7 protein-coding genes and 2 pseudogenes are annotated in these 12,310 nt (G+C 58.9%); 3 read left to right on the forward strand and 6 right to left on the reverse strand.

What is annotated here, in order from left to right; genetic code table 11:
- Positions 1-35: 35 nt before the first annotated feature.
- The 3 genes and pseudogenes from FJU08_RS14545 to FJU08_RS14555 form a co-directional block, all read right to left on the reverse strand.
- Positions 36-1,085, reverse strand: a complete 1,050-nt coding sequence (locus FJU08_RS14545) for a helix-turn-helix domain-containing protein (RefSeq protein ID WP_141149750.1) — start codon at positions 1,083-1,085, stop codon at positions 36-38.
- Positions 1,086-1,221: 136 nt separating this feature from the next.
- A pseudogene (locus tag FJU08_RS14550) lies at positions 1,222-1,485 on the reverse strand (Tn3 family transposase); the annotation flags it as partial.
- Positions 1,486-1,631: 146 nt separating this feature from the next.
- Entirely contained in the window at positions 1,632-2,102 is a 471-nt protein-coding gene (locus FJU08_RS14555) for an Lrp/AsnC family transcriptional regulator (RefSeq protein WP_141149751.1), read from the reverse strand.
- A 100-nt stretch (positions 2,103-2,202) separates the two neighbouring features.
- On the opposite strand from FJU08_RS14555, the gene putA reads away from it, so the two are divergent.
- Positions 2,203-5,613, forward strand: coding sequence for a bifunctional proline dehydrogenase/L-glutamate gamma-semialdehyde dehydrogenase PutA (gene putA / locus FJU08_RS14560; RefSeq protein WP_141149752.1), 3,411 nt, complete (start codon positions 2,203-2,205; stop codon positions 5,611-5,613).
- Positions 5,614-6,363: 750 nt separating this feature from the next.
- On the opposite strand, the gene FJU08_RS14565 is transcribed toward putA, so the two are convergent.
- The 3 genes and pseudogenes from FJU08_RS14565 to FJU08_RS14575 all read right to left on the reverse strand — a co-directional run bounded on the left by FJU08_RS14565 (position 6,364) and on the right by FJU08_RS14575 (position 9,877).
- Positions 6,364-7,341 (reverse strand): endonuclease/exonuclease/phosphatase family protein, encoded by a 978-nt coding sequence (locus FJU08_RS14565; protein ID WP_141149753.1) that lies wholly within the window; start codon positions 7,339-7,341, stop codon positions 6,364-6,366.
- Positions 7,342-7,750: 409 nt separating this feature from the next.
- Positions 7,751-8,634, reverse strand: a pseudogene (locus FJU08_RS14570) (ISNCY family transposase); the annotation flags it as partial.
- Positions 8,635-8,920: 286 nt separating this feature from the next.
- Positions 8,921-9,877 carry an EF-hand domain-containing protein gene (locus FJU08_RS14575; protein ID WP_141149754.1) on the reverse strand — a complete coding sequence of 319 codons (957 nt, stop codon included), beginning with the start codon at positions 9,875-9,877 and terminating at the stop codon, positions 8,921-8,923.
- A 171-nt stretch (positions 9,878-10,048) separates the two neighbouring features.
- On the opposite strand from FJU08_RS14575, the gene FJU08_RS14580 reads away from it, so the two are divergent.
- Positions 10,049-10,771, forward strand: coding sequence for a response regulator (locus tag FJU08_RS14580; RefSeq protein ID WP_141149755.1), 723 nt, complete (start codon positions 10,049-10,051; stop codon positions 10,769-10,771).
- Entirely contained in the window at positions 10,768-12,258 is a 1,491-nt protein-coding gene (locus FJU08_RS14585) for an ATP-binding protein (protein WP_141149756.1), read from the forward strand. Before FJU08_RS14580 ends, FJU08_RS14585 begins: the two co-directional genes overlap by 4 nt.
- Positions 12,259-12,310 lie beyond the last annotated feature (52 nt).

The following is a 12,310-nucleotide window of genomic DNA, read 5'->3' on the forward strand; positions in this document are numbered from 1 at the left end:
GCTTGATCGCGATTTAGTCCGTGCAGCCGGCCGGTTCAGTCGGGATTTCTTGCCATTTGCCGTTGTCGCCATTCAACCGGTGTCATGTCAGTGACACGACGGAATTCGCGATTGAAATTGGACTTTGTCTGAAACCCGGCCTCAAGCATGATCTCGGTTACCGATCTGTCGGTATCTGCAAGCAGGCGGCACGCTTCGTCAACGCGGAACTCGTTGACATATTGCGAGACGTTCTTGCCAGTTCCACGGTTGATTGCCGCGGAAATCTGCCGTGCCGGAATCAGCGCTTTTCGCGCCAGCCGGTCGAGATTGAGGTCCGGGTCACGATAGAGAGACCTGGTGGTCATCAGTGCGGCGACCACATCGAGCGTTTGCTTGTCTTCAAGACCGGCGAGCTGTGGTTTGGGATCCTCGGCCTCGACGGATGTTCGGCTTTGAACGACGATAAATCCTGGAATAGACAGGATGAGCAGGGCAAGAAGATTGCCGAAAACCACCAAGCTCGGCGCGTATTCGCCATGGGTCCAGGCGATATCGAGGGAAACGCTGAGGTCGAGCAGGGCCGACAGCACCAAAGCGAGAGCGGCAAAGATGAACACGCGATGGATGGGCACGGCATTTTCAAACGGCGCTCTTTGCAAAACATCCGGCCCCGCCCGCATGAGATACAGGATTGCTCCGGCATAGCCGATGAAAAGCATTGGCAAGATGAAATCGATCGCGCCTGCCCATGTCGTCATTGAGATCGCGATGATGACGACGATGGCGATGATCGGGATGAAGTACATCGAGAAGCGGGCATAGCGTGAGCCGCCGTCCGAGCGTACAAGCTTGGAAATTCCGCTATAGACCAGCGATGGCATGAGAGCCGCGCCGAGGGGCATTAAATACCGCGTTGCCTCGATATCATATCCCCAACGCAAGCCGGACAAAAACGCCTGAAAGGCTGCAAGCAAAATGAGCGCGAGAAATGGCTTGTTCCGTGAGGAACCAGTCGGCGCACTTTCATGATCAGCTCTCATCACGAGGGCGAACAGAACAAGCAGCAGGACGGTGACGACAAAGGAAAGCGGAATGAGCGGCATGGAGATCAGATTTCAACTTGGTTCACAGTAGGATGAATGTTCTTTCATCAGAAATGCGCGTTTGCGACCTTGAACACGTTTTAGGTCGAAATATCTGCGACAGTTATGGCGCGTGTAAACCATTTTGCGGTCCTGCTTACGCAACGATTTTACCGAAACCTACCCTTCTCTCCAGGTCGAGATCGAAGCGGCCGTAGGCTTTGTCGTGTGCATAGATCAACGGCGTGAGGCCGCGACAATCTTCCGGCGTCATACGGCCTTCCCATACCGGTTCGCTCAGCACCGTTTGCGGCATGCGGGTGTTCACATAGACGAGCGAGGCTTGGAGAGGATGCCGTGCCAGGACCGAAACTTCCTGCTCGTCGAAGCGGCTTTTCACCATTTCACTGCCCTTGCCGAACAGATCGCCGGGCGAACGCCCTGCCATCGGGGCTGAATGTGTTACGGCTGGAAATCGATCTGAATATTGCCGCTCTCAGGTGATCTTGCGGTTGAACGAGGCTGTTCAAGGTGCTGTAATTCCATTATTGAGGGTTGAGATGTCTTTTATAGTTCAACCCAGCTTTGCTCAATAACGGCTTCCATGGCGACATAGCTGGTTGTCGAGCTGACGAAGGGGAGTTCGGAAATCCGGCCTGCCATGATCTCGCGAAAATGGATCATGTCGCGCGATCGGACCTTCAGTTGGTAGTCAAAGCCGCCTGTGATCATGTAGCATTCCTCGACTTCCGGAATACGGCGGACGGCTTCGTTGAATTGCAGCAGCGCCTTTTCCCGCGTGTCCGTGACCTTCAGGGTCACATAGGTGACATGGGTGAGGCCGAGCTTGATCGGAGAGAGAATGGCGCGGTAACCGGTGATCAGCCCCATGGCCTCCATCTGCCGGATACGCAGGGTAACCGGGGTTTTTGAAAGCCCCACCATGCGCGACAGCTCTGTCAGAGGAATGCGCGCATTATCGACGAGGATTTCCAGGATCCTGCGGTCAATTGCGTCGATCTTGGCTGCTGATACCATATTAAACCTGAATTTTGGTCTGATCGACCAAGCCTTTAGCATTCTTCAGTCGCATGGTCCAAGGAATTGACGATAACCTCACAAAAAACCGAGGAACAGCATGACCAATATCAACTTCGCTACATTGAATTTTGCGGCAAAATTTGCCGATGAAAAGCGCTGCCTGAAAACGCTGGTTGATGAGGCAGGTTTCAGCTTGGACGAGCGCGCGGCGATCAGCACGCGCGCTGCTGATCTGGTTCGCCGCATTCGCAGCGAGAGCAAGCCGACCCTGATGGAGCATTTCCTCTCCGAATACGGGCTCTCGACCCGCGAGGGGGTGGCGCTGATGTGTCTGGCCGAGGCGATGCTGCGCGTGCCGGACCGTGATACGATTGATGCGCTGATCGAGGACAAGATTGCGCCGTCGGAATGGAACAAGCATCTGGGTACCGCCGCGTCCTCGCTGGTCAATGCCTCGACCTGGGGGCTGATGCTGACGGGTAAGGTGCTGGACGAAAAGACCGAGCCGGGGATCGCCAACACGCTGCATGGTCTGGTCCGACGGCTTGGCGAGCCGGTGATCCGCACGGCTGTGACCCGGGTGATGAAGGAAATGGGGCGTCAGTTCGTGCTTGGCGAAACCATTGAGGGCGCGCTGAAGCGCGGCGAGGCGCGCAACAAGCAGGGCTTTACCTATTCCTTTGACATGCTGGGCGAGGCGGCGATGACGAAGGCAGATGCCGAACGTTATGCGCGCTCCTATGAAAATGCCATTACCGCCATTGGCAAGGCGGCGGTTCATGCCGCGACGGTTGACAATCCCGGTATCTCGATCAAGCTTTCGGCGCTTCATCCGCGCTATGAAGTGGCCAAGGAAGAACGGGTTATGGCGGAGCTGGTGCCCGTTGTCACCCGGCTGGCGCGGCAGGCGAAAGAGGCGGGCATCGCGCTTCATGTCGATGCCGAGGAACAGGCCCGGCTGGTGATCTCGTTCAAGGTGATCGAAGCGGTGATGGCCGATGAGGCCCTTTCCGGCTGGGATGGTTTCGGCGTTGTGGTTCAGGCCTATGGCAAGCGCGCGGGTGCCGCCATCGACGCGCTTTACGATATGGCGATGCGCTATGACCGCAAGATCAATATCCGTCTCGTCAAGGGTGCCTATTGGGACACGGAGATGAAGCTTGCCCAGGTCAACGGCATGCCGGACTTCCCGCTGTTCACCTCGAAGACGGCGACGGATGTCTCCTATCTCTGCCTGGCGAAAAAGCTCTTTGCCATGGGCGATCATATTTTCCCGCAATTCGCCTCGCATAATGCCCATACGATTGCCGCGATCCTGGAGCTAGCCGATGGCAGGCCGTACGAGTTGCAGCGCCTGCATGGCATGGGTGAACGGCTGCATGATATTGTGCTGAAGGAAACCAGGGGCCATTGCCGCATCTATGCCCCGGTCGGGGCGCATCGTGATCTTCTGGCCTATCTGGTGCGCCGCCTGCTTGAAAATGGCGCGAATTCCTCCTTCGTGCATCAGATCGTCGATACCGCAATCACCCCTGAGACGGTCGCGCGCGATCCCTTTGACGGGCTCGAAAGCGCCAGGGCACCGTCAGGGCTGAAGCCGGTCAGCGCGGTTTTCGGCGAGGACCGCGTCACAGCGCGCGGCTGGGATGTGAGTGATGATGGCGTGCTGGCCGAGATTGAAGCAGCGCGGACCGTTGATCTGCCGAAGGGCGCGCCGCTGACCGTTTCGCCACCGTCGGGCACGGCGCGGATGGTGCATAATCCTGCCACGGGCGAGCAGATTGCCGAGGTGGTTGATGCCGACGCCGCAACCGTTTCGCGCGCGCTTGAAGATGCCAGCCCGTGGAGCGTTCCGGCCACCGAACGGGCCGCGTGCCTGCGCCGCGCGGCTGATCTTTACGAAGAAAGCTACGGCGTTTTCTTCGCGCTTCTGGCCCGTGAGGCGGGCAAGACGATCGCCGATGCCATCGGCGAAGTGCGCGAGGCGGTGGATTTCCTGCGCTATTATGCAAACGAAGGTGAAAAGATCGACGCCGCGCCGCGCGGCACATTTGCCGCCATCAGCCCCTGGAATTTCCCGCTTGCGATTTTCACCGGCCAGATTTCAGCCGCTTTGATGGCCGGCAATGCCGTGCTCGCCAAACCGGCGGAGCAGACATCGCTGATTGCCTGCAAGGCGGTAGAACTCCTGCATCAGGCCGGTGTGCCGCGTGCAGCGCTTCAGCTTCTGCCGGGCGATGGCCCGACGGTCGGGGCACAGCTTTCCGCCGATCCGCGTATTTCAGGCGTTGTCTTCACCGGCTCGACGGATACAGCCAAGCGGATTGCCGGATCGATGGCCGATAATCTCGCGCCCGGTGCGCCGCTGATCGCCGAGACCGGTGGCCTGAACGCGATGATTGTCGACAGCACGGCGCTGCCCGAACAGGCGGTGCGCGATATCGTCGCCTCGGCCTTCCAGTCGGCCGGCCAGCGCTGCTCGGCGCTTAGATGCCTTTATATTCAGGAGGATACGGCCGATCATGTGATCGCGATGATCAAGGGCGCGATGGACGAGCTTGCACTGGATGACCCGTGGAACTTCGCCACCGATGTCGGCCCGGTCATCGATGCTGAAGCACGGGACGGCATTCAGGCCTATCTTACGGAAAAATCCGGCCAGATCCTGCATCAACTGGCTCCGCGCGGCAGTGGCACATTCATTGCGCCGACGCTGATCAAGGTCGATGGCATAGACGGGCTGGAGCGCGAGATCTTCGGGCCGGTCCTGCATGTCGCTACCTTCAAGGCCCGTGATCTCAACAGGGTTGTTGAAGATATCAACGCCCGCGGATTCGGGCTCACTTTCGGTCTGCATACCCGCATTGATGATCGTGTTCAGGATGTCGCCGAGAGCATTCATGTCGGCAATATCTACGTCAACCGAAACCAGATCGGCGCGGTGGTCGGTTCGCAGCCCTTCGGCGGCGAGGGGTTGTCAGGCACCGGGCCAAAGGCGGGCGGGCCGCTCTATCTGCCGCGCTTCTATGCACCGGAAGAGGCCCATGCCAAGCCCGGTAAATGGACAAAAGCCGCAGATCTCGACGCCGTTTCGGCCAGGCTTGCAGCTATGGCTGAGGAAAAATGCGGCGAGGAGATCATGCCCGGTGTGACTGGCGAGTTGAACCGACTGGCCTTCTATTCCAGACCGCCGCTCCTGTGCCTAGGTCCCGGCCGGGCAGCTGCACTGGTGCAGGCCGATGCGGTTGAGGCGCTGGGTGGCAAGGCTGTGATGGTCGAGGGTGACGCCGACGCGGAAAAAATCGCAGCGCTGGCGGGCTTTTCCGGCTGCCTCTGGTGGGGCGGTGACGCGGAAGCCGCTCGGTTCTCGAAGGCGCTGGCAAAACGGGAAGGGGCGATCCTGCCACTGATCACCGCCATGCCGGATCGCGCCCATGTCCTGCATGAACGCCACCTTTGCGTCGACACCACGGCGTCCGGCGGCAATGCCGCATTGCTGGCCGGCTGAGATCACCAACAGGTACAAAAATGTGATCGGACGCCAGCTCATCGCTGGCGTCCGATCACTGCTAAAGTCATTTTGTGCAACTTCTAAATTAAATGCAACAGTCGCACCAGAGCAAAAAGTTGATCCTCCGATCCGAGCGGCTGGCCCGGGCTGCAAGGAGGAGCGGGCGCGGGCCTAGAGACGCCTTTCGGCTTTCGCTTTGCCGACCAGAGAGCAATCAAGGACGGACGTAGCCAATGTCAGCAAAGCGCCCGCGTTCCGGACGTTCTCGATCGAATTTTTGCTTACTGAAAGCCGCCATAGTTATGCACTCGTCGAGTGGCAACCGATTGCCTCGGAATATCTATTCGAATTCCCGTCGTCCAGCTGGAGGACGTTCGAACGCCGGTCTCCTGCTCAAAGACCTTGAGCAGGTCGGGGTCGATATAATCTGACCAGTTCTAGACATGAATTTCATCTGCCGCTGTGGAATGGGCTGCCAACAGTCCCGCGGCCAGGGTCGTCAATACTGTCTCCATGTGTGTGTATCCCGCTGCTGTTCTGTTTTCCCATCTTGGGCAAATGTTTCCGGCGCTTGCAACATGCAAAACCAAAGTAATGCGAATAACCGCTTTTATCGTCAGGGCCGATCGCAAAAGAGAAGGGGCTGTTGCTTGAATACCGCGTCGCGGGTGACAGTGACTGGTCGGAACGCGCGGTGAACAGGCCCGGTCATTCCGGGGCCCGGCCAGAGGCTGTACGGATGCCGCTTTACTGTTCCAGCGTTAGCGTGCAGATCATCGGGCGGTGATCTGATCCGAGAAGAGGCCCGGTCGAACAGTCCGACAGTTTGTTGCGGCCATTGGCTAGGATGTGATCTATCGGCGATCCGAGCGACTGTAGACCGCGTCGCACGGCCATTCGTGTCGGGAACGGCAGCAATCTCGGTTCTTCATGCAGCTTTCCCTGGCTGACGACATGCTGAAAATTCGGGTCCCAGCGGGTTGCATTGAAATCACCCATCATCAGCATTGGTTCTGTCTGTCTGGATCCTATCTGATCTGCCAGCATGGCAAGATAGTCATTGCGGGCAGCCAGTCCCGGAAAGTTCCGCAAGGTTGAAGCGTGGATCGACCAGACGCCGATCCGGGAACCGTTCACATCCAACCTGGCATACAAAATTGCCCGGCTCCCGACCTGGGTTATCCTTTGCCTGATGATCGGATATTTGGAAAGAAGGACGTTGTCCTGAGCAAGCTTACTGCGATAGGGGAATAACGGAAACAGGCGCGTTGTCACATCAAGATCGCGCGAGGAGAATTCATCAATGGTCATGATGTCAGGCTGTTGCTGGGCGATCCAGCGATAGATATCGCTGCGATCGCGGTTCCCGCCAAGCCAATTATAGGTAATGACTTTGAGTGACTGCCCGGTAGCTGGGCCATTCTTGCGATAGTCAGATAAATAGATCCAGACCAGGCTTACCGCCAGAACCGTGAGCACAAGAGCTGCCGGCCACCTCGCCCTTGCGAAGATTATTGCGGCGAGGGCTACAAGGACGGCAAATGCTATCTCAAGATAGGCCCAGAAAAGATAAGCAACGGCAAAAAGATATGAAATCTGTAACTGAAAGTGCTTTGCGAGAAGAATGACCGTGAGCAGGGTGACCGGCATGAAGATGAGGAAGAGGCGTTTTTGCCTTGGCATCGTGGCTCCAGCTGAATTAAATTTTGTGCTGAAAATAACCATAATTCTAAATTCTAAAATCGGACCGATGGCGACCGGGTATTCATGAATTTAAGTGAAAATGCAAAGAAGCCGATCAAGCAGCCACTATCCTGATAATTAGTAAAACCATTTATGTCTCGCAGCGTTTGACCGGTTCCAGGCGCGTAAAACTGATTTAAATTGCAGTGATGTCGCGTCGGCGCTTAACAAGGCTTCTGGTGATTGCTTGCCTGAGGTGAATCGAAGGAACATCGTGTTGACGCAACGTTCAGGATCGCACGAACCGATAGGGTTGTCCAGAGATCGCGCGCCGCGGCAATTGGGGGTGCCCGCCCTGCACATGAAGGTCGCTGCCGAAACCTTTGACGGAGCAGGTAGACGCGCCCCAGAGGCTCGGTCCGAGGGGATCTCAGAGAATTACAGCTTGGGTGTCCGGCCGGGCAGGCACGATTGCAAATCGCGCATTGTAGTCCTCCATGAAGCTCGGCAAGAACGCATTGCCAGCCTCCATGCTATCGATGCCACAAAGCCTGAGTTCCTTGACCAAACGATCCTGCAGCGTCCGGTTCATCCGCTCCACACGACCTTTGGCCTGGCTCGAATTTGCACAAAGAATCTCTATGTTTAGCTCGCAAAGCGCACGCCCGAACTGGGTCATGCCCTGGCCACCCTTGGCGTCCTTCTTCGCCACTCGGAACACCGAATGCTTGTCCGAATAAAAGGCAATCGGTGCACCATGTTGCGTGAGATAGAGTTCCAGCGCCTCGAAATACGTAAAGGCGCTTTCCGATCGCACAAAGCGCAACTGCATCAACTTACCCGTCGCATCGTCGACAAATACCAGAAGCGAGCAGGGCGGTCCGCGATCCTCAAACCAACGATGCTCGGATCCATCGATCTGAACCAGCTCCCCATAGGCTTCGCGTCGCAGCCGCGGCTGACGAAACGTCCTGCGCTGCTTGCGTGAAAGCCACAAACCAGCATCGACCATCCAGCTGCGTACGGTCTCACGCGACACATGCAATCCATCACGCTCAGCCAGCTTCTCCGTCGCAAGGGTCGGTCCGAAGTCCGCATAGCGTTCACGCACCAGAGCCACCGCAAAATCACGAACCTCGTCGCTGATCCGGTTGTTCGACGGCCGACCGATCGCTTTGCGCCGCCAGTCCGTATCCGATGCACAAGTCGGCGCACCTGACGCTCACTCAGGTCAAGCACATGCGATGCCGACACCATGGTCATCCGGCCGGCAATCACCTTAGACAGAATCTCGATCCGCCGCAGATCGCGTTCGCTCATCGCTATCAATCCCATCTGCAATCTCCCACACGTCATTCAGACCTGAGAGTGTGACATTCCAACTTTGCAAAAGCAGGACAATTTAACTTTGCGGCTACACTTACAAGTGAGATAAGACGCATTATGGAACTTATATCGCATTTTGCGAATGAAAAATCGCATAGCCTTCAGCGTCCTTCTCCGTCGTCGTCGGCAGGCGGGAGAGGATGGCGCTCGTAAAGTGGGATAGATTTGCCGAGAAAGTAAAGGCGCCGGATTGCTCCGGCGCCTTCGCGATTTGACGATCAAAACCGATCAGCGATCAGTTCTGCTGAACGGGGCCGCCCATGACGCGCGGTGCGGGCGGGTTGCCAGGCTGACCCTGCTGGAACTGCGGGGCCTGCTGTGCCTGGTTCAGCGGTGCGCGCTGACCGGGAAGCTCGGCGATTGCGACCTTGCCGTCGCCATTGGTGTCCAGCGCCTCGAAGCGCTGTTCGATCATCGGCCGGCCGGTATCGGTGACGAAGGCCTGAAACTCATCGAGTGTGATGAAGCCGTCGCCATTGGCATCATATTTCTGGACATTGGTCAGAAGGCCGGGACCACGCGGGCCACCGCCGCGCATATTGTCACGATCAAAACCCTGCTGCGGACCGGGTGCCTGCCGGTTGCCCATCATGCCCTGGCCATAGGCCGGGCGGTCATCATTGCCGCGCATGGCCATCATGCGGCCACCCATATCGTCACGGTCAAAGCCGCGCTGCGTGCCGTTGGCCTGCGGGCCGTTGAACTGAGGCTGGCCATTGCCGGGGCCGAAGCCCGGACCGCGCATATCACCACGCGGGCCGTTCATATTGGCCTGCATCCGGTCCTGACCGGGGCCGCGATCAAAACCTGGTCCGCGATCGCCGACCGGGCCGGTCGCATCGCAATCAGCCGGGGGCTGGATATTGCCGCGCATCGGGCCATTGCCCTGCGCGGGACCGGCGGGTCCCTGACCGTTCATCATGGCGGGGCCTGCCCCTTGCGGGCCGCTGCCCTGCGGGCCGTAGCCCTGGCCGCGCATCGCCATCATGTTGCCGCGCTGACCGGCATTGTTCTGGCCGGCAAACTGACCCGGGCCGGCATTCATCGGACCGTTGCCGTTGGTGGCGGTCTGCTGCGTGGCATAGCGCGGTGCGTTGACGCTGCCGGTCACGTCCTGTGCGAGTGACGGGATGGCCGATGCGCCGAAGAGAACTGCGACAAGGCTGGTTGCCAGGATCAGATTGCGTTTCATAACATCACCTCTTGTGTTCGGTGTTTCGATGACCCCAATCTGGTCGCCTCCTGTCGCAGGGCGATGCCGAAAAGATCCTCAATTGTATCCATTTGTCGCAAGTCCGGCTTCTGATACAAATCGCGACACAGTTTTCCACGTCCCATGCCGAAGTTGCGCTACAACGTAAACATGACAAAAGAACCGCATATTCTGATCGTTGACGATCATCGGGAAATTCGCGACGCCGTTCGCAGCTATCTGGAGCGCAACGGCTTCCGTGCCACCACTGCACGCGATGCCGCTGAAATGAACGAGAAGCTGCGCGCCGGGCAGTTCGATCTGATTGTTCTTGATGTGATGATGCCGGGCGAAGACGGCATTTCCGTTTGCCGGCGGCTGAGCGCGGAGGGTTCTGTTCCGATTCTGATGCTGACGGCGCTTGGCGAGGAAACAGACCGGATTATCGGCCTTGAGGTCGGCGCGGACGACTATCTGCCGAAACCGTTCAATCCGCGTGAACTGCTGGCGCGGATCCGCGCCATTCTCAGGCGCTCCGAACGCCAGCCGAAGGTCGCTGGCGCGCCGACTGGCGAAAAACTTCGTTTTGCCGGCTGGACACTTGATACCGATACGCGGCGGCTGATTGCAGAAGACGGGCGCGAGGAAAGCCTGACCACCGCCGATTTTCGCCTTTTGACCACGCTTCTGGCGCGGCCGCGTTTTGTCATGAGCCGCGATCAGCTTCTCGATGCAACGGCCGGCCGCGCTGCCAATGTCTTCGATCGGACGATCGATAACCAGATCAGCCGGTTGAGACGCAAGATCGAGCAGGATCCAGCAGCGCCGGAAATCATCGTCACGGTGCGTGGCGGCGGCTACAGCCTCGCCGTTGATGTGGAGCACCTGTCATGAAATGGCTGCTGCCAAAGACCTTGCGTGGACAGATCATTCTGCTGATCGTCATTGCGCTTGCTCTGGCGCAGGCCCTGACGCTGTGGCTTTTTGTCGACCAGCGCGCGCTTGCCGTGCGATCTGCGCTGACGCTGGAGGCAACCGACCGGACCGGCAATACCGCACGCCTTCTGGAAGATGCGCCGCAGGATCTCTGGCCGGATATTCTTAAAGCAGCCAGTTCGACGCTGGTGCAGTTTGCCGTCTCCGATGCGCCTTCGGTTGCCGATGGCAGAGGCACTGCTCCGTCCTGGGTCAGCCAGCGTATCCGGGCCGCCCTCGGCAATAGCGATCCTCAGGCTGTTCGGGTCGAATTGAACACGGTGCATTCTGGTCCACCGCCGCCGCCTGCCCCTGCCGCGGTGCCTGCGCCTGCTGGTGGCGCGATGATGGGCAGTGGTTCCGGGCAGGGACCGGGTGCCATGACGGGCGGCAGCATGCAGGGCATGCGCCCGATGCGCCAGCCGGGCAGCGGCCAGCCGGTAAACCGCGAGCCGGTCAGTGCGATCGAGCTCAATCTTTCCGTGGCGCTGAGCGACGGCAACTGGCTGAATGTCACCTCGCGTTTTCGCGATCCACCCTATCAGTGGGTGTGGAAAGAGGCCGCACCCTTCGCGTTGACGGCCGCTTTGCTTGCTGCCGTTTTATGGTTCGCGCTGGCCCGGCTGGTTGGGCCGCTGAAACGGCTCGGCCGTGCCGCAGACCGGTTGGGTCGCGGCGAAGATGTTGAGCCGCTGCCGCTTGGCGGGCCGGCCGAGATGCGCCAGCTCGCGACATCCTTCAACGACATGCAGGCCCGGCTCGACCGCTTCGTGCGTGAGCGGACCCAAATGCTCGGCGCGCTCAGCCATGATCTGCGCTCGCCGCTGACGGCGCTCAGGGTGCGGGTCGAGATGGTCGATGACGATGAAACCCGTGAACGCATGACCGCGACCATTGAGGAAATGCGGGAGATGGTCGAGGCGACCCTGTCCTTCTCCCGTGGTGCAACCGTCGCCGAACCGGCCGAAGATGTGTCGCTTCGCGACTTTCTGCTTTCGCTGGCAGAGACCTGCCGTGAAACCGGGGGCACCGTCCATACCGGCCAGATTGCCGATATTCACCTGCGGCTCAGGGTGACGGCAATGCGCCGGGCCTTGCGCAACCTGGTCGAAAATGCCATCCGCTACGGCCACGAAGCCAGTGTCTCGGCCAGTGTCGACAATCGGCACGCCGTCATCTTTATTGATGACAAGGGGCCCGGCATTCCCGATGACAATATGGAGCGGGTGTTTGAGCCTTTCGTGCGACTGGAAACGTCGCGCTCGCGCGAGACCGGCGGCGTTGGTCTGGGCCTCGCCATTGCACGGACGACGATCTTTGCCCATGGCGGTGACATCGCGCTTGAAAACCGCGCGGAAGGCGGCCTTCGGGTAACGGTAACGCTGCCGCTCAATGACCAGGAATGAAGGGGAGGCTGCGGCGGCGGCCGCATAAAAAAGCGCGATCCACGTTTCCGGG

Source organism: Martelella alba (assembly GCF_006516955.1).
GTDB lineage: Bacteria > Pseudomonadota > Alphaproteobacteria > Rhizobiales > Rhizobiaceae > Martelella > Martelella alba.